Raw genomic sequence first — 22,905 nt, forward strand, 5'->3', positions numbered from 1 at the left:
TCAGCGGCCTCGCCTGGGTGAGTCGAAGCGGCCGGCGCGGATCTCCCGTAGCGCGCGGCGGCGGGTGTCGCCGCGCAGGGTGTCGACGTAGAGGCGGCCGCGCAGGTGGTCGGTTTCGTGTTGCAGGGCGCGGGCGAGGAAGCCGCTGCCGGTGATGGTGAGGGGTTCGCCGTGCTGGTCGTAGCCGTGGGCGGTGGCGTGCAGCGCGCGGGGGGTCGGGAAGTAGAGGCCGGGGATGGACAGGCAGCCCTCGTCGTCGTCCTGGAGGTCTTCGGACAGTTCCAGGGTGGGGTTGATGAGGTGGCCGCGGTGGCCGTCGGCGTCGTAGACGAAGACCTGGGTGTTGACGCCGATCTGGGGGGCGGCGACGCCGGCGCGGCCGGGGGCGCCGAGCAGGGTGTCCATCAGGTCGGCGACGAGGGCGCGTAGTTCGGTGTCGAAGGTGGTGACGGGTTCGCTGGGGGTGCGCAGGACGGGGTCGCCGATGATCCGGATCGGGCGCATAGTCATGCCCGGAAGGCTATCCGTTGCTTACCGGTGCGGGGGTCCCACCCGCCGGCGGGAGCAGGCCGGTGTCGGCGATGCGGTCGCGTAGCGGGCGGTGGCGCAGGGCGGTGAGCACGGCGTACAGCTCGTCGGCGAGGGGTACGGGCAGTTCGGTGTCGAGGTGGCGCATGGCGGCGGTGGTGGCGGCCCATTCGGCTTCGACGGCGGGCAGCAGTGTGCGGGCGCGGTCGGTGAGGGTGACGATGCGGTGGCGGGCGTCGGCGCCGGGGGTGAGGGTGACCAGGCCGGCGCGGCGCATGCCGGCGACGGTCTGGCTGGCGGCGGAGTGGGTGACGCCGACGCGGGCGGCGAGGTCGCGGATGGGTAGTGGTCCGTCGGTGACCAGGGCGCGGACCAGGGGTGAGTAGCGGGGCCGGTAGTCGGTGAGGCCGAGTCGGTCGTGGACGGCGGCGACGTCGCCGTCGAGCAGTTCCAGGACGTGGCGGAGCAGGGTGCCGAGGGCGTCGCGGTGGGGGGCGGTCACATCCGTTAATGTAACAGCGCTGTCGTTTCCGGTGTGGGGAGGACCTGGGACATGTATCCACCGATCGAGCCGTACGCGTCGGGGCACCTGGACGTCGGCGACGGCCAGCGCGTCTACTGGGAGACCTGCGGCAACCCGGCCGGCCGGCCGGCGCTGGTGGTGCACGGCGGTCCCGGCTCGGGCGCCGACGCGTCGTGGCGGCGGTTGTTCGACCCGGCCGCCTACCGGGTCGTGCTGTTCGACCAGCGCGGCTGCGGGCGCAGCACCCCGTCGGCCGCCGACCCGGCGACCGACCTGTCGGTGAACACCACCGGGCACCTGGTGGCCGACATGGAGGCGCTGCGCGCGTATCTGGGCGTGCAGCGGTGGCTGCTGTGCGGCGCGTCGTGGGGTTCGGCGCTGTCGTTGGCGTACGCGCAGGCGCATCCGGGGCGGGTCACCGCGCTGGTGCTGTTCAGCGTGGTGGCCAACACCCGCCGCGAGATCGAGTGGGTGACCCGGGACATGGGTCGGGTGTTCCCGCAGGAGTGGGCACGGTTCCGCGACGGGGTGCCCGAGGCCGACCGCGACGGCGACCTGGCCGCCGCGTACGCCCGGCTGGTCAACGACCCCGACCCGGCGGTGCGGGAACGGGCGGCGCGCGACTGGTGCGACTGGGAGGACGTGCACGTCTCCCTCGCCGGCGGGTACGCGCCCAGCCTGCGCTACGCCGACCCGGTGTTCCGGTACGGGTTCACCCGGCTGGTCACCCACCACTTCGCGAACCTGGGGTTCGTGCCGGACGGCCAGTTGCTGCGCGACGCCGGCCGGCTCGCCGGCATCCCCGGGGTGCTCGTGCAGGGCCGGCTCGACGTCAGCGGCCCGCCGGACATCGCGTGGCGGTTGACCCGGGACTGGCCGGACGCCCGGATGGAGATCGTCGAGTCCGGCGGGCACGGCCGCGGCCACGGCGTCGGTGAGCGGGTGGTGGCCGCCCTGGACGCGTTCGCCGCCGCCTGAGGGGCCGGGCGGTCAGCCGGCGGCCAGCAGCGCGCGGATCGGGGCGGCCTTCGCGGCGGCCTCGGCGACCTCGGCGGCGGGGTCGCTGTCCCAGGTGATGCCGCCGCCGGCCCACAGGTGCAGCCGGTGGGCGTCGGCGGCGGCGGTGCGGATGGTCAGGCCCAGGTCGAGCCGGTCCGGTCCGACCCAGCCCAACGCGCCCATGCCGGCGCCGCGCCCGACCGGCTCCCGCGCGGCCACCTGGGCGAGCGCGGCGTGCTTCGGCGCGCCGGTGACCGATCCGCCGGGGCAGACCGCGCGCAGCAGGTCGGCCAGGCCCAGGCCGTCGGCGGGCGCCGCGGAGACGGTCGACTCGGCCTGCCACAGGTCGCACCAGCGGCGTACGGCGAACAGCTCGTCGACCCGGACGGAGCCGGTGCGGGCCACCCGGGCCAGGTCGTTGCGTTCCAGGTCGACGATCATGATGTGTTCGGCGCGTTCCTTGGCGGAGGCGAGCAGGTCGCGGCGGCCGGCGGCGGTGGCCGCGCGGGTGCCCTTGATCGGGCGGGTGACGAGCCGGCCGTGTTCGGTCGCGACGAGCGTCTCCGGGGAGGCGCAGCCCAGCGCCCAGCCGGGCCCGGTGAGGGCGCCGCCGTAGCGGGCGCCGGGCAGCGCGGCGAGGCGGCGCAGCGCGGGGCGCGGGTCGCCGGTGTAGTCGGCGGCGGCGTGCCCGACGAGGTTGACCTGGTAGACGTCGCCGCGGGCGATGGCGGCGCGGACCGACTCGACGGCGGCGGCGTGTGCGTCCGGGGTCCAGCTGTCGCGCCAGTCCCCCAGCCGCCAGCCGGCCGGCGACGGTGGCCGGTGCGGGCGGTCGCCGTGGTGGTAGACGACCGCGACCAGGTCGGGCAGCGCCGGCACGGGTGTGGGCGCGCCGGTCGGCGCGCCGACGGCGTACGCGCCGGCGGCGGCGGACAGGAACAGCGCCGCCCCGCACGGCCCGTCGGCGGTGTGCCGGCCGGGCCGTGACAGGTCGTCGACGTCGACGCCGTGCGCGGTGAGGAAGCGTTGCGCCAGGTCGGTGGGGTCGCCGTCGTCGCCGAGGCGCCACTGCAACCGGGCGGTCTCGACCAGCCGGGACCGGCAGGCGGGCGGCGCGCCGGGCACCGCGACCGGCACGTGTGGGAGCGCTTCCACGCCGTCTGGACCGTTCCGCCTCATCCGTTCAGCCCATTCTGGGTGAACAAGCCGCGACCTTGCTCGGTGTTGCGCGGTTGAGCTTGGTACTGTGCGTCACTGGTCATGTGAACCATGACACAGTGCCCCCACAGTCCGGAGAACCCGATGTGTCAGCACCAGCCCACCTGCCCCTCCGCCGACGCGACCGACCGCGAGGCCGCCCGCGTCCTCGCCTGCTTTCCTGAGCAGGGCTGGAGCCTGCTCTGCAACGGCGTCATCATCTTCGAGGACACCGGTGAGCTGCTCCCCGACGGGCGGACCATCGCCCCGCACCGGGGACCGGCCCGCCACGCCCTCGTCGCCTGAGCCATCACGCAGCGTCAGTGAGCGTACGCGCCGACGAAGCCCGTCGACGCGCCGGCCGGGGCGGCGATCCACCACCGCCCCGGCGTGCACGCCCTCACTCCTCGAACGCCTCCGGCGCGGGACACGAACAGACCAGGTTCCGGTCCCCGTACGCGCCGTCCACGCGCCGCACCGGCGGCCAGTACTTCCCCGCCCGGTCCACCGCCCCCGGATAGGCGCCCACCGACCGCGGGTACGGGTGCGGCCACTCGTCGCCGGACACCATCGCCGCGGTGTGCGGCGCGTTCGACAGCGGACTGTCGCCCGCCGGCCACCGCCCGGACCCCACCTGGTCGATCTCGGCGCGGATGGCGATCATCGCGTCGCAGAACCGGTCCAACTCGGCCAGGTCCTCACTCTCGGTCGGCTCCACCATCAGCGTGCCCGCCACCGGGAACGACATCGTCGGCGCGTGGAAACCGTAGTCGATCAGCCGCTTCGCGACGTCGTCGACGCTCACCCCGGTCGCCTTCGTCAACGGCCGCAGGTCCAGGATGCACTCGTGCGCCACCAGGCCCTTGTTGCCGGCGTACAACACCGGGAAGTGCTCCCGCAGCCGCACCGCCACGTAGTTCGCCGCGAGCACCGCCACCGCGGTGGCCCGCGCCAACCCGTCGGCGCCCATCATCCGCAGGTACGCCCACGGGATCGGCAGGATCCCCGCCGACCCGTACCGGGCCGCGGAGATCGCCGGCCGGCCGTCGACGGACGCGCCGACCGGATCACCGGGCAGAAACGGCGCCAGGTGCGCCCGCACCGCCACCGGACCCACCCCCGGCCCGCCGCCACCGTGCGGAATGCAGAACGTCTTGTGCAGGTTCAGGTGCGACACGTCCGCGCCGAAGCGCCCCGGCTTGGCGAACCCGACAAGCGCGTTGAGGTTCGCCCCGTCGACGTACACCTGACCGCCGGCGTCGTGGACCTTCGCGCACAACTGCGCGATGCCCGTCTCGTACACGCCGTGCGTCGACGGGTACGTCACCATGATCGCCGCCAGGGCGTCCCGATGCTTGTCGATCTTCGCGTCGAGGTCGACGAGGTCGACGTTGCCGTCGGCGTCGCAGCCCACCACGACCACCCGCATGCCGGCCATCACCGCCGACGCGGCGTTCGTGCCGTGCGCCGACGACGGGATCAGACACACGTCCCGGTGCCCCTCACCCCGGTCCCGGTGGTAGGCGCGGATCGCCAGCAGGCCGGCCAGCTCCCCCTGCGACCCGGCGTTGGGCTGCACGCTGACCGCGTCGTAGCCGGTCACCTCCGCCAGCCAACCCTCCAACTGGGCGATCAACTCCCGGTAGCCGACGGTCTGCGCGTCGGGCGCGAACGGGTGCAGGTGCGCGAACTCCGGCCAGGTGACCGGCTCCATCTCGGTGGTGGCGTTGAGCTTCATCGTGCACGACCCCAACGGGATCATGCCCCGGTCCAGGGCGTAGTCGAAATCAGCCAGCCGCCGCAGGTACCGCAGCATCGCCGTCTCCGAGTGGTGACTGCGGAACACCGGATGGGTGAGCACGTCACCGGAGCGGGCCAACCCGTCGGGCAACGCCACCTCCACGTCACCGTCGACACCGTCCACGCCGAACGCCGCCCACACCGCCCGCAGATGCGCGTCGGTGGTCGTCTCGTCGCAGGACACCCCGACCCGGTCGGCGTCCACCAGCCGCAGGTTCACGTTGCGCGCCGCCGCCTCGGCCACCACCTGCGCGGCCCGACCCGGCACCGTCGCGGTGACGGTGTCGAAGAACGCCACGTCCGCGACACCGACGCCGCCGGCACGCAGCCCGGCCGCCAACCGCGCCGCCGCCGCACGGGTACGCCGGGCGATCGCCCGCAACCCGTCCGGGCCGTGATAGACCGCGTACATGCCGGCCATCACCGCCAGCAGCACCTGCGCGGTGCAGATGTTGCTGGTCGCCTTCTCCCGCCGGATGTGCTGCTCACGGGTCTGCAACGCCAACCGGTAGGCGGCATTGCCGTCCGCGTCGCGCGACACCCCGACGAGACGGCCCGGCAACATCCGCTCCAGACCGGCACGCACCGCCAGGTAGCCGGCGTGCGGCCCACCGAACCCCATCGGCACCCCGAACCGCTGGGTGGTGCCGGCGGCGATGTCCACGCCGATCTCCCCCGGCGGGCGCAGCACCATCAACGCCAACAGGTCCGCCGCGACGGTCACCAACGCGCCCACCGCGTGCGCCGCCTCGACCAACGGAGCATGGTCCCGGACCGCCCCGGACGCGCCCGGATACTGCAGGTGCAGGCCGAAGAACTCCGCCGGCAACTCCTCGACGTCGACGTCGACGACCCGCACCTCGATACCGAGCGGCTCGGCGCGACTGGCGATCACCGCGACGGTCTGCGGCAACGCGTCGGCGTCCACCACGTACACCGGGCTCTTGCTCTTCGACGCGCGGCGCGCGAGCGTCATCGCCTCCGCCGCGGCGGTGCCCTCGTCGAGCATCGACGCGTTCGCGGTGGCCAGCCCGGTCAGATCGGTGACCATGGTCTGGAAGTTCAGCAACGCCTCCAGCCGACCCTGGCTGATCTCCGGCTGATACGGCGTGTACGCGGTGTACCAGGCCGGATTCTCCAGCACGTTACGGCGGATCACCGCCGGGGTGTGCGTGCCGTGGTAACCCAGGCCGATCATCGACACGGCCACCGTGTTACGGGCCGCGAGCGCCCGCAACTCGGCCAGCGCCTCCCGCTCCGAGGCCGGCGCCGGCAGGTCCAACGTGCCGTGCCAGCGGATCACCTCGGGGATCGCGGCGTCCATCAGCTCGTCCACGGAGCCGTAGCCGACGGCCTCCAACATGCGGCGCTCGTCGTCCGGGCCGGGGCCGATGTGCCGGTCGGCGAACTGCTCAGCGGTCATGCGCGGCGCTCCTTGTGGGGGCGAGGTCGACGGGTCGGCCTCCCCCTGAGTCACGCTGACGCGCTCCACAGCGCCTGCCCACGTGGTCCTTTTGCCTGAGAGGTTCCGGGGAGAATCTGCCCCTTCGGCGCCGTCGGGTCGACGGTCTCTCCCACGTGGGTGGTACCGGCACCCCCCACGCTACCAGCGGCCGTGTTTCCGGCTCATGTCCCAGGGTGTGATCACACCGGCGCCGGCTCGGCGAACCCGGCGGCCAACGCGGTCAACGTGGCACCCAACGGCGCGTCCAACCGCACCGCCGCGTACCCGTCGCCGCGGGTGACACCCTGGTTGACGATCGCCACCGGAATGCCCCGCTTCGCCGCCCGCAACACGAACCGCCGCCCCGACATCACCGTCAACGACGACCCCAGCACCAGCACCGCCCGGGCCCCCTCCACCAGCGCGAAACAGTCCGCCACCCGCGGTGCCGGCACCGTCTCGCCGAAGAACACCACATCCGGTTTCAGCATGCCCCCGCCGCACACCCCGCAGTCGACGACCCGGAACCCGGCCACCGCCTCGTCCGGCAGTTCCACGTCACCGTCGGGGTTCACGTGCGCCACCCGCGCGTCGAACCCCGGGTTCGCCTCGGTCAACCGCCGGTGCAGCTCGTCACGGCCGGTCAGGTTGCCGCAGTCCAGGCACGTCACCTCGTCGAGCCGGCCGTGCAACTCGATCACACCGGTCGCGCCGGCGGCGGTGTGCAACCCGTCGACGTTCTGCGTGATGATGCCGTCGAGCAGCCCCGCCTGCTGCAACCGGGCCACCGCCCGGTGCCCGTCGTTGGGCGCCGCCCGCGCGATGGTCCGCCACCCGAGGTGGCTACGCGCCCAGTAGCGTCGCCGCGCCTGCGGATCACGGGTGAACGCCTGGTAGGTCATCGGGGTGTGCCGCCGCGCCGCGCCGCTGGGCCCCCGATAGTCCGGAATGCCCGACTCGGTGGACAGGCCGGCGCCGCTGAGCACCACCACACCCCCGCCGGCCAGCAGCCGCGCCAACCCCTCGAACGCATCACTCACCCCACCATGCTGCCTCGCGCACCCCCACCCGCCCACCCCACGCCGCCCACCCCCGGCGTTGATCATGAAGTTGGCGGCGCGATCCGGTCGTTTCTTCGCCGCCAACTTCATGATCAACGATGCTGGTCGCCCGGCGCGGCGACCACCGGCGGGCTAGGTTGAGCACATGCGCGTCGTCATCGCCGGAGGCCACGGAAAGATCGCCAAGCTGCTCGAACGAGACCTCGCCGGACGCGGCGACACCCCCGTCGGGCTGATCCGCAACCCCGACCACGCCGCCGCGCTGCGCGCCGCCGGCGCCGAACCGGTCGTGTGCGACCTGGAACACACCGACGCCGACACACTCGCCCGGCACCTCGCCGACGCCGACGCCGTGGTGTTCGCCGCCGGCGCCGGCCCCGGCAGCGGCGCCGACCGCAAGGACACCGTCGACCGCGGCGCCGCCGTGCTGCTCGCCGACGCCGCCGTCCGCGCCGGCGTCCGCCGCTACCTGCTCGTCTCCTCCATGGGCGTCGACGACCCACCCGCCCCCGACACCGACGACGTGTGGGCCGCCTACCTGCGGGCCAAGAAAGCCGCCGAGGACGACGTCACCGGCCGCGACCTCGACGTCACCGTGCTACGGCCCGGCCGGCTCACCGACGACGAACCCGGCGGCCGGATCACCCTCGCCCGACACGTCCCACCCGGCGCGATCAGCCGCGCCGACGTCGCCCGCGTCCTCCTGGCGCTGCTGGAGACCCCCGGCACCGCCGGGCACACCGTCGAACTCGTCGCCGGCGACACCCCCGTCGCCGACGCCGTCGACGCGCTCACCCGCTGACCCACCACCGGCACACCACGGCCGGCCTCGCCGGTCCGGCCCACCCGCACGGCGGGCCGGACCGGCGCTCACCGCTGGTGACGCGGCAACGCCGGCTGCGGCGCCTCCCGCGTGAGACGCTCCATCGTCCGCGCCAACTGCTCACTGCCGTCGTCGAGATGCCGGGCCGCCGCCCGCATGTGCGACATCATCATCTCGCCGAAGATCCGCAACGCCTCCCGCGTCGCCACCGAATCGTCCACGTCACCACCGGCGGCCCGGCGGTACTCCACCACCGCCCGCTCGGCCTCCTGCTTCGCCTCCTCCGCCGCCGCCCGCAGGTAACTCTCATACTGCGCCCGGGCGTACTCGGCGACCCGACGGGCATAGTCGTGCGCCTGCGCGATGATCTGCTCCGCCTCCCGCTGCGCCGCCGACAGCAGATTCACCTCCTTCGCCGCCGGCCGCACCGGCGCGTCGGCGCTCGGAATCACCCCGTGCCGGTGCAACTCCAGATGGTCGTTGAGCCGCTCGTTCTCCGCCCGCAGATTCGCCACCTGGGCAGCCAGCAGATCCAACTCGTCGGCCACCTGCACCCGGAACCGGTCCACATCGGCCTGCTCATAGCCACGCCTGGTGAACGCCGCCGACCCGAACTCCCACCGCCGCACCCGGTCCGAGGTCAACCGCACCTGCACCGACCCGGACACCTGCTGCGCGTCGTAACCACTGATCGGGGTCGCACTCATCGGACCATCTCCGTTCGCGACTGCGGGGCTCGCAGGACCGGCTCACTCCTCGCGCTCACCGGACCATCTCCGTGGACTCGTCGGCGGCCGTGACGGCACGCCACACCGGCCCGTACCACTGCCTGCCGAAACCCTCGTGGTGCACCTGACCCGACCGGTAACCGGCCCCCGTCAACGCCGCCACCGACTGGCCCACCATCTCGTCGGACCCACACACGTACACGTGCCGCGACCGCCAGTCCCCGTCGGCCAACACCCGATCCACCACCCGCGCCGGCTCACCCGGCCGCACCGGATCCGACCCCGCCACGTACGACACCCGCAACCACGGACACGACGCGGCCACCTTGTCGATCGCCTCGCTGTCGTAGAACTCCAACCTCGACCGCGCCCCCACATACAGGTCCACCCGACGGCCCGACCCCTCCGCCGCGACCTGCTCCACCAACGCCTTCACCGGCGCCCAACCGGTCCCACCGGCCAACAGCAGCAGATCCGACGACCCGGCCAACCGCAACGTCAACCCGTCCCCCACCGGCGCCGCCAGATGGATCTGATCACCCACCGCGCACCCGTACACCAGCCGCGACGACACCGCGCCACCCGGCGCCGCCCGCACATGCAACTCCACCGTGCCGTCCGCACGCGGCGCGTTCGCCGGCGAGTAGTACCGCCACGACCGCACCGCCGGATGCGACACCCCGATCGACTGCCCCGGCACGAACGGCAACAGATACTGCGGCCGCACCGTCAACACCGCCACGTCGAACGTGCGCTGCTCATGGGTCAGCACCTCCGCCACCCACCACGGCGGCGAATGCGCCTCCGCCGCCTGCGCGGCCTCCGTCATCACCCGCGACACCAACCCGTACGCCGCCGCCCAGTCGGCCGCCAGCTCCTCGGACCACCCGTCACCGCAGAAATGCCGCAGCGTCTCCACCAGCGCCTCACCGACCGCCGGGTAATGCTCGGCACGCACCGCGAACTTACGGTGATCCGCGCCCAACTGCCGCAGGAAACCGACCAGCCGATCCACCTGGTCCACGTGCGACACGATGTGCCCCAACGCCGACACCAACCGGTCCCGCTGCCCCGCCATGTTCGTGCCGAACATCTGCCGGGTCTCCGGATGCGCCAGGAACAACGTCGAATAGAAGTAGAGCGGCACCTGGTCACCGTGCGCGGCGACCACCGACCAGCTCTGCCTGAGCCGATCCACGTCCACGCTCAGGCATTCCCCGCCGACACGATCTGATCCCGCACCTGCCCCAACACCACCTGCACGTCGGCGATCACCTCCGCCGGCACACCCAACTCCACCAACGTCGCGCTCAGGTGCTCACCGACCCTCGCGTAGTGCGCCCCCGGAATACCCAACGGCTGATGCGCCTCCGCCAACCCCCGACCCGCGTACTCGTCCGGCCCACCCAGCACCACCGTCAACATCAACGCCAGATGCCGCCGCTGCGCCACCATGTCCACGTCGGCGAAGTAGCCGACCAACTCCCGATCCGCCAACACCCGGTCGTAGAACAGCTCCACCGCCGCCTTCACCGCCGCCGCACCACCGATGCGGTCGTAGTGGGAGATCGGGGTGGCCTCATTCGTCACCGTCATGCTCGGTCCTTCCACCAAGGGGCCCGCGGCGACGCCGCGGCACGGACAACGCCAGTCGACGCGACAACACGCACCGTGACATCGACGCATCAACGACAGTGACGGACCATAGCGCGCCCGCCGCCACCGTTCACGCCTGCCCCAACCCCATCCCGACAACCCTCAACCACGGACAGTCAAAAAACGGCTCCAGGACCCCCATCCGGCCACCCACCGTCTCTTTCGGACACCGCACTGCTACCCATCGCGACCTGCGCACACCCCACCCACCACCGCACTTGTCCCACCCCACCCAGCAGACTCACCCACCGTCACCAAACGAAAGATCGCGCCGGGCCGAAAAGCCACGACGCGATCCCAAAACCGAAACGCCGAGAATCACCCGGCACGACGCCGCGCACGACGCGCCGCCAACTCGTCCCCCACCGAATCCGCCTCCGGCTCCGGCTCCACCGGAACCTCCCGACCCAACCCACCCGCCGGCTCCGCCGGCAGATGCGACAACGAACCCTGGATCTCCTTGAACGCCCCACCGATCGCGATGCCGAACACGCCCTGGCCACCCTGCAACAGGTCGACCACCTCCTCCGGCGACCGGCACTCGTACACCGTCGTCCCATCGGAGATCAACGTGATGCCCGCCAGATCATCCACCCCACGCGACCGCAACGCATCGATCGCCCGACGGATGTTCTGCAACGACACCCCCGCGTCCAACAACCGCTTCACGACCTTCAACACCACCAGGTCGCGGAACGAATACAACCGGGACGTCCCCGAACCCGACGCGTCCCGAACACTCGGCACCACCAGCGACGTCCGCGCCCAGTAGTCCAACTGCCGGTAACTGATCCCCACCGCCGAACACGCGGTCACACCCCGGTAACCCACCTCGCCGTCACCGAACGACTCGGGCCCCACACCCGCCTGCTGCCCCGAACTCGGACCAGGATCTCGCGGCTCGTGCATCCGGACCAACCTCCCCGCCCGTGCGGCGCCACGTCGACTTCCCCGTACGCGCACCCCTCGACACGGCAACCCTAACGCCGAACAGCCGACAACACCGGCAGGAGCACCCCGACACGCCGCGCCACCAACCCACGACAGCACACACGGCGGCCAGCCGCCACCACCGTGACAACCACCGCCGCGCACCCCGGCCAGCCGGCCGGCCACCAGTCAGCCCGCGAAATCCTCCGGCCGCACCTGCTCCAGGAACTCCCGGAACTTCTCCACCTCGTCCTCCTGCTCGTCCGGAATCACGATCCCCGCCTCACTCAGGACCTGCTCCGCACAACGAATCGGCGCACCCACCCGCAACGCCAACGCGATGGAGTCACTCGGCCGCGCCGACACCCGCACCCCGTCACCCAGCAGCAGATCCGCGTAGAAGACGTTCTCCTTCAACTCGGTGATCTCCACCGCCCGCAACGGCGCCTGCAACGCCGCCAACACATCCCGCAGAAGATCATGCGTCAACGGCCGCGCCGGCTTGACCCCCTGCTGCTCGTAAGCAATGGCCGTCGCCTCGACCGCACCGATCCAGATCGGCAGATAGCGGTCCCCCTCGACCTCCCGCAGCAGGACGATCGGCTGGTTGCTCGGCAACTCCACCCGAACTCCGACCACGCTCAGCTCGCGCACCGCCGCCTCCGTGTCGTCGTCACCTGCGCACCGCGCCCTTCCCTGCACGGTACACGGACCAGCACACGAGAGTCCCACGCGCTACGTGCACCACGCCTCGACAGACGGGCTTACCCCGGCAAGCCTACGACACGCCCATCCCGGCCGATCTTTCCGCGCCCACCCACGACGAAGGGGGCCGGGCACCCACCGGCACCCGACCCCCACCGACAACCTCACCGACCCAACGTCGACCGCAGCCCCACCCGCACCAACGCCGCGTGCAACTGCTGCGACAACGCCATCAACTCCCGCGCCGTCTCCGCCGCCCGCGCCCGCGCCGCCGGATCACTCTGCCGCGCCAACGGCGCCACCAACTGCGCGAACAGGCCGACCTCCCGATCCGCCGCCGACCGGTACGCCCGCAGATGCCGCGGCTGGAACCCGTACGCCGCCAACCCCGCCACCGCACTCGCGATGATCAACGCATCCCCGTCGTACCACCCCGGCGGATCCGACACCAGCACACCGAGCCGCTCCAACTCGACCAACGTCGACTCGTCGACCCCGCTACGGGCAACCAACTCCGCCCGACCCAGCCGCACCTCCGGCGACTCCACCGGCTCCGGCGGCTCCCGACCCGGCACCACACCACCCGGACCGACCGCCACCAGATTCGGCCGCGCCCGCCCCGACGGCGCCGCATCCGAGCCGTCCCACTGCGCCAACTGATCCCGGATCACCCGCAACGGCAGATACTGATCCCGCTGCGCGGACAACACGAACCGCAACCGCGCCACGTCATCCCAGCCGTACTTCCGGTAACCAGCCGGCGTCCGCTGCGGCTCCACCAGGCCCTCGGCCTCCAGGAACCGCAACTTCGAGATCGTCACGTCCGGAAACTCCGCCCGCAACTGCGCCAGCACCTCGCCGATACTCATCAGCGCAGGCGCCCGCCCCGCCCCGGACGGCGTCGAAGCCGCAGGCTCGTTCACCCCCGGCCGGCCTCCTCCTCCGGGCGCGGACCAGCGATGAACACGACCCGGAACTTGCCGATCTGCACCTCGTCACCGTTGCTCAACGTCGCCGCCTCGACCCGCTCACGGTTCACATACGTGCCGTTCAGGCTGCCCACATCCCGCACCGTGAACGTGCCGCCGTCCCGATGGAACTCCGCGTGCCGCCGCGACACCGTCACATCATCGAGGAAGATGTCACTGTCCGGGTGCCGACCACTCGTCGTCACATCGTGATCCAACAGGAACCGGGCACCCGCATTCGGGCCCCGCCGAACCACCAGCAACGCCATTCCCGGCGGCAACGAACCGGACATGCGGCTCGGCACCACATCGGTGTCCGGCCCTTCCAGCACTTCGTCGAGCGAACCGAGATTGAGCGTCGAAGTGACGTCGAGCGGGGGGAACTCGTCGTCGGGCCGCGTCATGGGACCACCTCACGGATCTGTTCGGTCGGCGTCGGGGAATGGCGGGTCTGGCCGCCGGGCGAACCCACACCCGGCGGCTGGCTCCCCATGCCCGGGAAGGCGCATTCCGCAACGCTCAAACAATTGGTTCTCGGTCGACTGGGCGAGCCTAGCCAGCGCCGAAATGCAGGGCAACCGGACGCGCGGAACCAACTCCGCCCGCCCGGCACGACACGAACTCAGCTCTCGGTGAGCTCGCGGTACGCGTCAGCGGTCAACAGACCCTCGACCGCCGCCGGATCATCCGGAGTGATCTCCACCAACCAACCCGCACCGTACGGATCCGTGTTGATCACCTCCGGCGTGTCGGTCAACGCCTCGTTGCGCGCCGACACCGTGCCACTCAACGGCGCGTAGATCTCCGACACGCTCTTCGTCGACTCGATCTCCCCCAGCGACTCACCGGCCGCCACCACCGCACCGGAGTCCGGCAGCTGCACGAACACGATGTCACCCAGGGCATCCTGCGCGAAGTGCGTGATACCGACGCGGACGACACCACCGTCACCACCGACCACCCACTCGTGCTCGGCGGTGTACCGCAGATCCTCAGGAATCACCAGCTGCGTCCTTCGTCATCGGTGCACCGGACGAACCGGCGCGGGCCGCGACCGGTCAGGAGACCGGCCGGGCGTGGTCCAGCTTGATCGGCGCGTGCAGCTGCGAAACCTCCACAACCTCACGATCCTCGGACGTCACGTTACCGGCGGCGTCCCGCACCGATGAGACCACCCCGCCCGGAATGTTCAACGCCGTACGCATCGTCGCCGGGTCACCGATCACCAGGATCGTGTACGGGCCACTCAACCGCCGCCCGTCCACCACCAGCCCCCCACCCGACGCGTCCACGAAATACGTCGACGCGATGATCCGCACCGCGGTGCCGTCCGCGCCCTGGATCTGCATCGCCTCCGCGCCCGCACCCCGCAACTCCTGCACCGCGTCCAGGATCCGCGTCGACGACATCGCCTTCTCCGGACCCGAGAACCGCACCTCAAGACCCGGCCCCACCGCCGGCAGCGTCCCCGCCAGGATGCCCAGCTCGTCCGCCCGCCGCGTCGCCTCCTCCAACGCCGCCTGCCGACCCAGCTCACCGGAGCGCAACTGACGCTGGCTATCCTCCAACGCCTCGATGTCCTGCCGCAGCCGCCGCTCCCGCGAATCCAGATCCGACGAGATCCGCACCAGGTCCTCCTCCCGCGTCGCCGCGAGCGTCGGATCCGTCGACGTCGTCTTCAACTGCACCACCAGCGTGAAGCCCAACAACGCCAGCAACACCGCGATCATCGCGCCCGCCGACGTCAACCGCCGCGACACCGGCGCACGACCCGGCGCCGCCGCGGCCCCCGGCTCCTCCGCCGGCGCCGGCACGTCCTCCCGCTCCACCGGCGCGGGCGACACCGGCTCCACGGGCTCCGCCGGCGCCAACGGGCTCAACTCATCCGGATCGGGCGCGTCCGGACGCGGATCCGGCTCACCCGCCGGACCCGACGGCCGCCCCGGCCCCACCGGCGACGGCCAGCCCGTACCCGTCTCCCTGTGTTCCTCGCTCATCCCCACCAACCTACGCCCGGAACAGGTGCCGGCGGATCGCCGCCACGTTCCCGAAGATGCGCACCCCGAGCACGACCACCACGCCGGTGGACAACTGACCGCCCACCCCCAACTGGTCACCCAGGTACACGATCAGGCCCGCCACCAGCACGTTCGAGATGAACGACACCACGAACTGCTTGTCGTCGAAGATCCGGTCCAGCTTCGCCCGCACCCCACCGAACACCGCGTCCAACGCGGCCACCACCGCGATCGGCAGATACGGCTGCAACGCCGCCGGCACCGTGGGATCCAGATACACCCCCAGCACCACCCCGGCGAGCAACGCCAGCACCGCGATCATCGGCCACCTCCGGAGGGACTGGGAGAAACACCCGAGCCGGACGGCCCGGGACTGGACGAGCCCCCGACACCCGAGCCCGACGGCACCGGGCTCGGACTCGCCGGCGACTCGGCGTAGCGTAGCCGTGGCTCAGGAGCCGCCGGCAGGGTGAGGTCGTCGACCTCCTTCACCCCGAACGACAACCCCGTCGTCTTCGCCACCTCACGCATCAACGCCGCCGCCCGACCGTCGTCGAACCGGTCCCGCATCGACCCCGGCCCGATCGCCTGCACCTCGTACGGACTCGTCACCGGCCGGTAGTCCACCAGGATCGCCTCCCCGGCCTGCCGGATCGTCGACGTCGCCGTCAGCCGCTGCCCGTTGATCGACACCGCCTCCGCGCCCGCCGCCCACAGACCGTTCGCCACCTTCTGCAGATCCGAGTACAACACCTGCGACGGACCCGCCTCGGCACCCGTCACCGCGTCCTTGTCACGCGGCGCGTCCACCAACCGCACCACCACACCGTCGCCACGCACCCGCCCCAGGCCCGTCCCCGCCTCAAGATTGCGCAACCGGGACGCCTGCGAGCCGCTCAACGCCGCGTCCCGCTGCCGACCGACCTCCACGCGCAACTGCTCCGCCCGCTGGGTCAACCGGTCGGTCTCCGCCTCCCGCTGCTTGATCTCCGCGATCAACCCGGCCCGCGCCGTCGCCCGGCTCGGCTCCTCCGCCATCGTCTCCCGGTACGCCACCGCGAACAGGAACCCGATCACCGCCAGGACCACCAGACTCACCGGCCGGGCCAGCACCTGCCGCATCCGCGACACCGGACCGACCGCACGCCGCGCCGCGGCGTCCCCGTACCCCGGATCCAACGGATTGCGGAACAACTCGGTCAGGAAGTCCGGCGCGTACACCCGCGCCGACGGGTCGCGTTCCCCGTCCCGCGGCGGCGGCGCCGCCGTCACGCCGACACCCCCGCGCGCCGGGCCCGCATCGCCCGGACCAGCCGACGCGCCTGCACCACGTACATCGCCCCGGCGGCCCAGTAGAGGACCAGCCCCCACCAGGCCAGCCCCCAGCCGATCGCCCCGGCGACGGTGGCGGCGCCCGGCGCGGCGTCAGCCAGCAGCAGGATCGGGAACGCCGCCAACAGCAGGAACGTCGCGGTCTTGCCCACGTAGTGCACCGGCGGCGGGCCGTAGCCGTAGCGGCGCAGCACCCCCAGTGAGCCGAGCAGCAGCAGCTCCCGGGCCAGCAGCGCCGCGGTGAACTGCCAGGGGACCACCTCGCGGGCGGTGAACGCGAGCAGCGTGGCGAGAATGTAGAGCCGGTCGGCAAGCGGGTCCAGCAACTCACCCAGCCGGCTCACCTGCTGCAGACGCCGGGCGATCCAGCCGTCCACCCAGTCGCTGGTGCCGCCCACCGCCAGCACCACGATGGCGACCACGTCGGCGCGGACCACGAGGAAGAGGTAGAGGAACAGCGGCACGCCCAGCAGCCGGACGAAGCTGATCAGATTCGGCAACGTGAGGACGCGGTCCGCCGCGACCGTCGTCGTGTCCCCCGGGTGCTCCGCTGGAGCCGGCCGACGCGACACCCCTCACCCTCCCTCCGCAGCACGGTCCGGCGGCCGTCGAACGGCCGCCGGAGGAACGTGCGCGTTGCCGGCCGGTCAGACGCCGGCACCCTCTGCGATCCCGGGCTGGGACCTCCCCGATGCGGCCCGTGGTCACAGCGACCCGGGCCGGCCAGTTGCGCTGCCACTATATCGGGCTTCCCGCGTTCTTCCGGTCGCCCTGCTGCGTGGCTGCTCAGCGTGGCGGCGGTGGGCAGCATCACATCGCGTAAGGCATCCTAGGACACTAGTGGAGCGGCTACGGCTTACACATCCCGAGGTCACGCCGAGCGGGCGGTGGAGTCGGAACCCGACTGCGGCGCGCTCATGGTGGCCGCCTGACCGAACGCCAGCAACGCCAGCAACAACTCGTGCTGCACCCGGTTGGGCATCCGGTCGAGCACCGCCTGCACCGCCCGGTGCCGCCGCTCCTGCAACTCGCGCAGCAGCGACTCCGCCGCGTTCGTGGGCAGCAGCCGCACCTCGCGCCGGTCCCTCGGGTCGGCCACCCGGCGCAGCAACCCGACCGCCTCCAGCCGGTCACAGAGCCGGCTCGCCGACGACGGCACCACGTCCAGCAGCTCGGCCAGCCGGTTCACGTTGGTGTCCGGGTGGGACATGATCAGCGACAGCACCCGCAACTGGGTGGGCGAGACGCTGAGGTTGTGCCGTGAGGTGGCCGAGTCGAGCACACCGATGAGCGCCTCGGCAGCCGCCTCGACGGCCGCGGCAAGATTCGGAGGTCGCTCCACTCGCTGTCCCCTGCGATCGTCCCGCTCGTGTTCGCCCCGCCGCCCCGGTCACCGCCGCGAGGCGTCGTCCGGCCGGCTGGAACCGCGCCAGTCCAGGCAGACGACGACCGCGTCGTCGCGGAGATCCGCGTCGGCATGGTACGCGTGCAGTTCGCGCATCACCGTACCAACTGCCTCAGTGGCCGGCTGCAGCCGAGTGGACCGCATCGCCCGCGCCATCGCCCGCGCGCCGTAGGGCTCCTGCTCGTCCGGCTCCGCCGCGTACACCCCGTCACTGACGACGAAGAGCCGGTCGCCCGGCTCCAGGCCGAACTCCTGCACGTCGTACCGGGTCTCGGCGAACATGCCCAGCGGCAACTGCTGGTCCAGTGTGACCGGGGTGACCCGGCCACCGCGCAGCCGCAGCACGTGCGGGGAACCCGCGTCCACCGCCCGGACCACGCCCCGCCGGCCGTCCAGCTCCAGCAGCAGCGTGGCCACGTGCCGGCTCCCCCGGTGCTGGTAGAAGATCGTGTCCGAGGCCAGCTCCGCCTGCTCCACCAGGCTGCCGCCGGAGCGGCGCGCGTTCCGCATCGCGTTGACGGTCACGGCGGTGAGCAGCGACGCGGACAACCCGTTGCCGGCGCCGTTGAGCACCGTGACGGTGAGCCGGTCCCCGTCGACGGACCAGTCGAAGTGGTCACCACCCACCGTGTACGCCGGCTCGAGTTGCCCGGCCAGCAGCACGTCGCCGTGCCGGACGCTGCGCCCGGGCAGCAGGTCCCACTGCATCTCGGCGGCCATGCTGAGCCGCTCCCGGCGACGCGCCCGGCGGTAGCGGTCGGTCTCCCGGTCGGCCGCGCGGATCGCCACCGCCAGGTCGCCGGCGGCGTCCCGGGCCGCCGCCACCGTCGCCGCGTCCGGAACGGCCGGCAGCTCGACCATCAGCACCCCGAGCCGTTCGCCCCACACCGACAGCGGCAGGTAGGCGCGGCACCGGCCGTCGTCGGCGGTGTCCAGCACCGGCTCCTGGCTGCTGAAGCAGCGCTGGGCCACCCCGTGGGAGCGGAGCGGGCCGCCGTCGGGGCGCTCCGGGTCCAGCACCGGCCACAGGCCGCTGGACCGGTAGTCGGCGACGAACACCTCCGCACGCGCGGCGCCGAGCGTGTGGCGCAACACCGCGTCCGCGGTCTCCGCCAACTGGTCGGGGGGCGCCGTGCGCAGGGCACGCGACACCGATCCGGACGCCTCCGGCATGCTTCATCCTCCGATGACGACTATTGCTACAGAGCAAACATCATACGGAGGAGGACCGACACCGGACGCGCCACCTCGACCGGCGGCTCAGTCGGCCGGTCGCCACGCCAGCGCGCCGTGAAACGCGTCCGGCACCGGCTCCGGTTCGCCCACCGGCCGCCACCGCGCGACCGGCACCACGCCCTCGGCCGTCGGACGCCACCGGCCGAGCAGCGGCGGGAACCGCTCGGGTTCGCGCATCCGGAACGCCGGCCCCATCATGGCCAGCGCCTCCGGGTACGCGGCGAGTTCCGTGCCGTCGAAGTCGATCGCCAGCCAACTACCCGGCGCCGCCGCCTGGTACAGCTCGTCGAGCGTCCGGGCGAGCGTGTCGTCGTCCAGGAACGCGGCCAGGCCCAGGAAGACCACCCCGACCGGTCCGCTCCCCCAGCCCGGCACGAAGCGACGCAGCTGGGCCGGATCGAGCGTACCGATGTCGGTGGCGTCACCGTGGCCGTAGCCGGCCCGGTCGCTGCCGGCCAGCAGGCGCTGGCCGAGCCGGACCGTCTCCGGGTCGGCGTCGGTGTAGAGCACGCTCGCCCCCGGCGCCACCTCGTGCACGTTTCCGCAGGTCGGCACGCCCGCGCCGAAGACGAGGAACTCGTCCACCCCGGCGGCGGCGACGGCCCGCACGGTGCGGCCGAGAAAGGCCCGCAACGAGCGGAAGATCGCCGCGCACGGCCCGTACGCCGCCTCGAACGCGGTCGCCGCGGCCACGTCCACCGGGCGGTGGTCCCGGCCGCCGAGCCAGTGGTCGATCATGCGGGCGGTGCTGGGCAGGTCCGGCTCGACCATCGACGGGGCTCCCTCCCGTGCGTGCTGGCGTCAGCGTACCGAGCGGCCGACTCACCCGGTATCGCCCCGGCGGGACCGCGTCGGCCGCGATACTGGCGGCGCGGGCCGGCGGGGCGGCCGGCGGCGAGGAGGCACCGGTGAACTCGGCGAACGGCGCGGCGGTGGTGGTCGGCGTGGACGGCTCCGAGTCGGCGACGCGGGCCGTGCGGCTGGCCGCCCGGGAGGCCGCTCGCCGCAACCGTCCGCTGCGCGTGGTGCACGGCTTCATCTGGCCGCTGCTGCGGGTGCCGGTGTCGGCGCCCGCGCAGGCGCCACCCGGGGCCGGGCTGCGCCACCAGGCCGAACAACTGGTCGGCGACGCGGTCGCGACGGCCGAGGCGGAGTGTCCCGGGCTGCGGATCACCGGCGAGATCATCGACGGGGAGGCGGCCGCCGTGCTGCTCGGCGAGTCCCCCAGCGCCGCCCTGGTGGTGCTCGGCGACCGGGGCCTCGGCGGTTTCGCCGCGCTGGTGCTCGGCTCCGTCGCGGTGCAGGTCGCCTCGTACGCCGACTGCCCGGTGCTGGTCGCCCGCGGCACGGCCCGCGACGCCGGCCCGGTGGTGGTCGGCGTGGACGGCTCCCCGCTGTCGCGCGCCGCCGTCGAGTTCGCCGCCGGCACCGCGTCCTCGCGCGGGGCCCGCCTGCACGCGGTGCACGCCTACACCCACCCGGCCTCGACCGGGCCCGGCGACATGCAGCCCCTGGTGCACGACGAGGACCAGCTCCGCGGCGAGGAGGACCAGGTGCTGGCCGAGTCGCTGGCCGGCATCGCGGAACGCTGGCCGGACGTGCCGGTGACCCGCGAGGTGACGCACGCCCGGCCGGTCGCGGCGCTGGTCGCGGCCGCACGCGAGGCCCAACTGGTCGTGGTGGGCCGGCGGGGTCGCGGCGAGCTGACCGGGCTGCTGCTCGGCTCGGTGAGCCAGGCCCTGCTGCACCGCGCCGACTGCCCGGTGGCGGTGGTCCGCGCCCCCGAGTGAGCGCCGGGCCAGGCGGCGCTGTCCGGCCCACGGTTGGCGCCGGCCGGGGCGGGTAGACGGGGCCGACAGCGACAGCGACCGGAGGAGGCAGCGATGCCAGGACCACGGCCGGGCAGCAACGCGTACGACAAGCAGCGGGCGCGGTTGCGCGACCGCGTCGAGCAGTCCGGGCGGGCCGCCGACCAGGAGGCGAACCAGGTGGCCAACCGGATCCTGCAGGACGACCGGGGTCAGCGCGGTGTCGTCCGGGGCGAACGGACCTACGGGCCCAAGGGCGAACGCGAACCGGGCGACCCGAAGTGAGAGCGGCGCCCCTGGTCGACGGCGCCATCGCGGGCGCCGTCGGCAGCGCCGTGCTCAACGTGGTCAGCTACCTCGACATGACGCTGCGGGCCCGTCCGGCCAGCACCACGCCGGAGACCACCGCCGGCCGCCTCGCCGACGTGGCGCACGTCGACCTCGGGCCCGCCGAGGAGGCGGCGAACCGCCGCGCCGGCCTCGGGCCGGTGCTCGGGTACGCCACCGGCATCGCCGCCGGTGCCGTGTTCGGCCTGCTCGCCGCGCGCCGGCGGGTGCCGCTGCCGGTGGCCGTGACGCTGCTCGGCGGCGGCGTGATGGCCACCTCCGACAGCTCGATGACGCTGCTCGGCGTGACCGACCCGCGCACCTGGCGACGCGTCGACTGGGCGTCCGACCTGGTGCCGCACCTGGCGTACGGGCTGGCGGCCGCAGCCACCTGGCGGAGGCTGCGGCCGTCGTCGCCGCGCGGTTAGCGGTCGCTGGCGTCCTCGGCCACCGGCTCGCCGGCCGGGCCGTACGGCGACACCTGTCCCTTCGGCACCCGTCGACCGGCGTCGGCGTTGGACGTGCCCCCGCCCCGCGAGCGGTCACCGCCCGTGACGGCGGACTTCCGGCTGTCCTGGCTGGTCGCGCCGAGATCGTTCCGGCGCAGCTCCTCCTGCTGGGGCTTGACCACAGGTCTCTCCCTTCCCGGTGGGAGCGCGCGGCCGTCGACCACGCACGTCGTCCGGGTACCCGCCGCTGACCGGCGCATTCCGATGCCGCCGACGGGTCTGGGCCGGCCCCGGGCGGGTAACCCGGTCGAATGCCTGACGATCGGAACGTGGCGCGGGCCCTGCTGGACCGGCAGTCCCGCACGTACGCGGAAGAGGCCGGGATCACGCTCGCGGACCGGCCCGGTCCGCTCTACCAGTTGCTGGTGCTCACCACGCTGCTGAGCACCCGGATCCGGGCGAGCGTGGCGGTCGCCGCGGCCCGGGAGTTGTTCTCCGCCGGCTGGCGGACCCCGCAGGCGATGGAGGCGGCGAGCTGGCAGGACCGCGTCGACGCGTTGGGCCGGGGCCACTACCGGCGCTACGACGAGCGGACCGCCACCATGCTCGGCACCGGGGCCCGGCTGTGCCTGGACCGGTGGCACGGCGACCTGCGGCGGCTGCACCGGGAGGCCGGCGCGGACCGCGCGGTGCTGCGCCGGTTCCTCACCGAGTTTCCCGGCATCGGCCCGACCGGGGCGGACATCTTCCTGCGGGAGGCGCAGGCGGTCTGGCCCGACGTGCGCCCGTACGCGGACCGCCGCACCCTGGCCGGGGCGCGGCGGCTGGGTCTGCCGGCGAATCCGGGCAGCCTGGTCGGGTTGGTCGGGGAGGCCGACTTCGGGCGGCTGGCGTCGGCGCTGGTCCGGGTGGCGCTCGGCGAGGAGTCGGCCGGTGAGGTGAGCCGCTCCGCCGCGGCGGCCCGCTGA

General features: G+C 72.9%; 28 protein-coding genes and 1 riboswitch. Of the genes, 7 read left to right on the top strand and 21 right to left on the bottom strand.

Annotated elements, in window-relative coordinates; genetic code table 11:
* Together def and ACLQ2W_RS22030 are read right to left on the bottom strand one after the other, a co-directional pair.
* Positions 1-510, bottom strand: a complete 510-nt coding sequence (gene def / locus ACLQ2W_RS22025; RefSeq protein WP_425788191.1) for a peptide deformylase — start codon at positions 508-510, stop codon at positions 1-3.
* Positions 511-520: 10 nt separating this feature from the next.
* The gene (locus tag ACLQ2W_RS22030; RefSeq protein WP_405089478.1) at positions 521-1,030 is read right to left on the bottom strand and encodes a MarR family winged helix-turn-helix transcriptional regulator; all 510 of its coding nucleotides are present in this window, start codon (positions 1,028-1,030) and stop codon (positions 521-523) included.
* Between the two features lie 51 nt (positions 1,031-1,081).
* On the opposite strand from ACLQ2W_RS22030, the gene pip reads away from it, so the two are divergent.
* Positions 1,082-2,029, top strand: coding sequence for a prolyl aminopeptidase (pip, locus tag ACLQ2W_RS22035; protein ID WP_425788193.1), 948 nt, complete (start codon positions 1,082-1,084; stop codon positions 2,027-2,029).
* Between the two features lie 12 nt (positions 2,030-2,041).
* On the opposite strand, the gene ACLQ2W_RS22040 is transcribed toward pip, so the two are convergent.
* Entirely contained in the window at positions 2,042-3,229 is a 1,188-nt protein-coding gene (locus tag ACLQ2W_RS22040) for a chorismate-binding protein (RefSeq protein ID WP_425788195.1), read from the bottom strand.
* A gap of 123 nt (positions 3,230-3,352) precedes the next feature.
* On the opposite strand from ACLQ2W_RS22040, the gene ACLQ2W_RS22045 reads away from it, so the two are divergent.
* Positions 3,353-3,553, top strand: coding sequence for a DUF5999 family protein (locus tag ACLQ2W_RS22045; RefSeq protein ID WP_107157847.1), 201 nt, complete (start codon positions 3,353-3,355; stop codon positions 3,551-3,553).
* 94 nt (positions 3,554-3,647) lie between these two features.
* Here the strand turns inward: ACLQ2W_RS22045 and gcvP are convergent, their stop codons facing one another.
* Together gcvP and ACLQ2W_RS22055 are read right to left on the bottom strand one after the other, a co-directional pair.
* The gene (gcvP, locus tag ACLQ2W_RS22050) at positions 3,648-6,470 is read right to left on the bottom strand and encodes an aminomethyl-transferring glycine dehydrogenase (protein WP_425788198.1); all 2,823 of its coding nucleotides are present in this window, start codon (positions 6,468-6,470) and stop codon (positions 3,648-3,650) included.
* Positions 6,471-6,543: 73 nt separating this feature from the next.
* Positions 6,544-6,634: riboswitch (glycine riboswitch) on the bottom strand.
* 57 nt (positions 6,635-6,691) lie between these two features.
* Positions 6,692-7,531, bottom strand: a complete 840-nt coding sequence (locus ACLQ2W_RS22055) for an NAD-dependent protein deacetylase (protein WP_425788200.1) — start codon at positions 7,529-7,531, stop codon at positions 6,692-6,694.
* Between the two features lie 166 nt (positions 7,532-7,697).
* Between ACLQ2W_RS22055 and ACLQ2W_RS22060 the strand changes: the two genes are divergently transcribed.
* On the top strand, positions 7,698-8,354 hold the full coding sequence (locus ACLQ2W_RS22060; protein ID WP_425788202.1) for an NAD(P)H-binding protein: 657 nt from the start codon (positions 7,698-7,700) through the stop codon (positions 8,352-8,354).
* Positions 8,355-8,422: 68 nt separating this feature from the next.
* Here ACLQ2W_RS22060 and ACLQ2W_RS22065 read toward each other — a convergent pair whose 3' ends face one another.
* The 15 genes from ACLQ2W_RS22065 to ACLQ2W_RS22135 form a co-directional block, all read right to left on the bottom strand.
* Entirely contained in the window at positions 8,423-9,082 is a 660-nt protein-coding gene (locus ACLQ2W_RS22065) for a DivIVA domain-containing protein (protein WP_425788204.1), read from the bottom strand.
* A 55-nt stretch (positions 9,083-9,137) separates the two neighbouring features.
* Positions 9,138-10,307 carry a globin domain-containing protein gene (locus ACLQ2W_RS22070; RefSeq protein WP_425788206.1) on the bottom strand — a complete coding sequence of 390 codons (1,170 nt, stop codon included), beginning with the start codon at positions 10,305-10,307 and terminating at the stop codon, positions 9,138-9,140.
* Positions 10,308-10,309: 2 nt separating this feature from the next.
* On the bottom strand, positions 10,310-10,699 hold the full coding sequence (locus tag ACLQ2W_RS22075; RefSeq protein WP_425788208.1) for a group I truncated hemoglobin: 390 nt from the start codon (positions 10,697-10,699) through the stop codon (positions 10,310-10,312).
* A gap of 378 nt (positions 10,700-11,077) precedes the next feature.
* The gene (locus ACLQ2W_RS22080; RefSeq protein ID WP_425788210.1) at positions 11,078-11,668 is read right to left on the bottom strand and encodes a MerR family transcriptional regulator; all 591 of its coding nucleotides are present in this window, start codon (positions 11,666-11,668) and stop codon (positions 11,078-11,080) included.
* A gap of 210 nt (positions 11,669-11,878) precedes the next feature.
* Positions 11,879-12,343, bottom strand: coding sequence for a bifunctional nuclease family protein (locus ACLQ2W_RS22085; protein WP_088647333.1), 465 nt, complete (start codon positions 12,341-12,343; stop codon positions 11,879-11,881).
* A gap of 215 nt (positions 12,344-12,558) precedes the next feature.
* On the bottom strand, positions 12,559-13,263 hold the full coding sequence (locus ACLQ2W_RS22090) for a MerR family transcriptional regulator (protein ID WP_425788212.1): 705 nt from the start codon (positions 13,261-13,263) through the stop codon (positions 12,559-12,561).
* 50 nt (positions 13,264-13,313) lie between these two features.
* Positions 13,314-13,766 (bottom strand): oxoglutarate dehydrogenase inhibitor Odhl, encoded by a 453-nt coding sequence (gene odhI / locus ACLQ2W_RS22095; protein ID WP_007071101.1) that lies wholly within the window; start codon positions 13,764-13,766, stop codon positions 13,314-13,316.
* Between the two features lie 218 nt (positions 13,767-13,984).
* Positions 13,985-14,365 (bottom strand): glycine cleavage system protein GcvH, encoded by a 381-nt coding sequence (gcvH, locus tag ACLQ2W_RS22100; RefSeq protein WP_107157839.1) that lies wholly within the window; start codon positions 14,363-14,365, stop codon positions 13,985-13,987.
* A gap of 55 nt (positions 14,366-14,420) precedes the next feature.
* Positions 14,421-15,359 (bottom strand): DUF881 domain-containing protein, encoded by a 939-nt coding sequence (locus ACLQ2W_RS22105; RefSeq protein ID WP_425788215.1) that lies wholly within the window; start codon positions 15,357-15,359, stop codon positions 14,421-14,423.
* 10 nt (positions 15,360-15,369) lie between these two features.
* Positions 15,370-15,702, bottom strand: coding sequence for a small basic family protein (locus ACLQ2W_RS22110; RefSeq protein WP_007071104.1), 333 nt, complete (start codon positions 15,700-15,702; stop codon positions 15,370-15,372).
* Positions 15,699-16,652, bottom strand: a complete 954-nt coding sequence (locus ACLQ2W_RS22115) for a DUF881 domain-containing protein (RefSeq protein ID WP_425788217.1) — start codon at positions 16,650-16,652, stop codon at positions 15,699-15,701. The genes ACLQ2W_RS22110 and ACLQ2W_RS22115 overlap by 4 nt, the downstream gene beginning before the upstream one ends.
* Entirely contained in the window at positions 16,649-17,284 is a 636-nt protein-coding gene (locus ACLQ2W_RS22120; protein WP_425788219.1) for a CDP-alcohol phosphatidyltransferase family protein, read from the bottom strand. The genes ACLQ2W_RS22115 and ACLQ2W_RS22120 overlap by 4 nt, the downstream gene beginning before the upstream one ends.
* 299 nt (positions 17,285-17,583) lie before the next feature.
* Positions 17,584-18,054 (bottom strand): MarR family transcriptional regulator, encoded by a 471-nt coding sequence (locus ACLQ2W_RS22125; protein WP_425788221.1) that lies wholly within the window; start codon positions 18,052-18,054, stop codon positions 17,584-17,586.
* Between the two features lie 48 nt (positions 18,055-18,102).
* A complete protein-coding gene (locus ACLQ2W_RS22130) occupies positions 18,103-19,290 on the bottom strand; it encodes a PP2C family protein-serine/threonine phosphatase (protein WP_281941329.1) in 1,188 nt (395 codons plus the stop codon).
* 87 nt (positions 19,291-19,377) lie between these two features.
* Positions 19,378-20,124, bottom strand: coding sequence for an SAM-dependent methyltransferase (locus tag ACLQ2W_RS22135; RefSeq protein WP_425788223.1), 747 nt, complete (start codon positions 20,122-20,124; stop codon positions 19,378-19,380).
* Positions 20,125-20,261: 137 nt separating this feature from the next.
* Here ACLQ2W_RS22135 and ACLQ2W_RS22140 point away from each other — a divergent pair, with 137 nt between their 5' ends.
* The 3 genes from ACLQ2W_RS22140 to ACLQ2W_RS22150 all read left to right on the top strand — a co-directional run bounded on the left by ACLQ2W_RS22140 (position 20,262) and on the right by ACLQ2W_RS22150 (position 21,916).
* Positions 20,262-21,143: a universal stress protein gene (locus tag ACLQ2W_RS22140; RefSeq protein WP_425788225.1), complete on the top strand. Its 882-nt coding sequence runs from the start codon at positions 20,262-20,264 to the stop codon at positions 21,141-21,143.
* Positions 21,144-21,236: 93 nt separating this feature from the next.
* Complete coding sequence (locus ACLQ2W_RS22145) at positions 21,237-21,446, top strand: phosphatidylethanolamine-binding protein (protein ID WP_091056824.1); 210 nt, start codon at positions 21,237-21,239, stop codon at positions 21,444-21,446.
* Positions 21,443-21,916 carry a hypothetical protein gene (locus ACLQ2W_RS22150; protein ID WP_425788228.1) on the top strand — a complete coding sequence of 158 codons (474 nt, stop codon included), beginning with the start codon at positions 21,443-21,445 and terminating at the stop codon, positions 21,914-21,916. The genes ACLQ2W_RS22145 and ACLQ2W_RS22150 overlap by 4 nt, the downstream gene beginning before the upstream one ends.
* Here the strand turns inward: ACLQ2W_RS22150 and ACLQ2W_RS22155 are convergent.
* A complete protein-coding gene (locus tag ACLQ2W_RS22155; protein WP_107157832.1) occupies positions 21,913-22,119 on the bottom strand; it encodes a hypothetical protein in 207 nt (68 codons plus the stop codon). The genes ACLQ2W_RS22150 and ACLQ2W_RS22155 overlap by 4 nt on opposite strands.
* 129 nt (positions 22,120-22,248) lie before the next feature.
* On the opposite strand from ACLQ2W_RS22155, the gene ACLQ2W_RS22160 reads away from it, so the two are divergent.
* The gene (locus tag ACLQ2W_RS22160; RefSeq protein WP_405089496.1) at positions 22,249-22,905 is read left to right on the top strand and encodes a hypothetical protein; all 657 of its coding nucleotides are present in this window, start codon (positions 22,249-22,251) and stop codon (positions 22,903-22,905) included.

Source organism: Micromonospora sp. DT227 (genome assembly GCF_049841835.1).
In the GTDB taxonomy this organism is placed as follows: Bacteria; Actinomycetota; Actinomycetes; order Mycobacteriales; family Micromonosporaceae; genus Micromonospora.

Coding starts and splice junctions, on each gene's coding strand:
- def (WP_425788191.1), bottom strand. CDS start 510: ATGACTATGCGCCCGATCCGGATCATCGGCGACCCCGTCCTGCGCACC.
- pip (WP_425788193.1), top strand. CDS start 1,082: ATGTATCCACCGATCGAGCCGTACGCGTCGGGGCACCTGGACGTCGGC.
- ACLQ2W_RS22040 (WP_425788195.1), bottom strand. CDS start 3,229: ATGAGGCGGAACGGTCCAGACGGCGTGGAAGCGCTCCCACACGTGCCG.
- ACLQ2W_RS22045 (WP_107157847.1), top strand. CDS start 3,353: ATGTGTCAGCACCAGCCCACCTGCCCCTCCGCCGACGCGACCGACCGC.
- gcvP (WP_425788198.1), bottom strand. CDS start 6,470: ATGACCGCTGAGCAGTTCGCCGACCGGCACATCGGCCCCGGCCCGGAC.
- ACLQ2W_RS22060 (WP_425788202.1), top strand. CDS start 7,698: ATGCGCGTCGTCATCGCCGGAGGCCACGGAAAGATCGCCAAGCTGCTC.
- ACLQ2W_RS22065 (WP_425788204.1), bottom strand. CDS start 9,082: ATGAGTGCGACCCCGATCAGTGGTTACGACGCGCAGCAGGTGTCCGGG.
- ACLQ2W_RS22075 (WP_425788208.1), bottom strand. CDS start 10,699: ATGACGGTGACGAATGAGGCCACCCCGATCTCCCACTACGACCGCATC.
- ACLQ2W_RS22080 (WP_425788210.1), bottom strand. CDS start 11,668: ATGCACGAGCCGCGAGATCCTGGTCCGAGTTCGGGGCAGCAGGCGGGT.
- ACLQ2W_RS22090 (WP_425788212.1), bottom strand. CDS start 13,263: ATGAGTATCGGCGAGGTGCTGGCGCAGTTGCGGGCGGAGTTTCCGGAC.
- odhI (WP_007071101.1), bottom strand. CDS start 13,766: ATGACGCGGCCCGACGACGAGTTCCCCCCGCTCGACGTCACTTCGACG.
- ACLQ2W_RS22105 (WP_425788215.1), bottom strand. CDS start 15,359: ATGAGCGAGGAACACAGGGAGACGGGTACGGGCTGGCCGTCGCCGGTG.
- ACLQ2W_RS22110 (WP_007071104.1), bottom strand. CDS start 15,702: ATGATCGCGGTGCTGGCGTTGCTCGCCGGGGTGGTGCTGGGGGTGTAT.
- ACLQ2W_RS22130 (WP_281941329.1), bottom strand. CDS start 19,290: ATGCCGGAGGCGTCCGGATCGGTGTCGCGTGCCCTGCGCACGGCGCCC.
- ACLQ2W_RS22135 (WP_425788223.1), bottom strand. CDS start 20,124: ATGGTCGAGCCGGACCTGCCCAGCACCGCCCGCATGATCGACCACTGG.
- ACLQ2W_RS22145 (WP_091056824.1), top strand. CDS start 21,237: ATGCCAGGACCACGGCCGGGCAGCAACGCGTACGACAAGCAGCGGGCG.
- ACLQ2W_RS22160 (WP_405089496.1), top strand. CDS start 22,249: ATGCCTGACGATCGGAACGTGGCGCGGGCCCTGCTGGACCGGCAGTCC.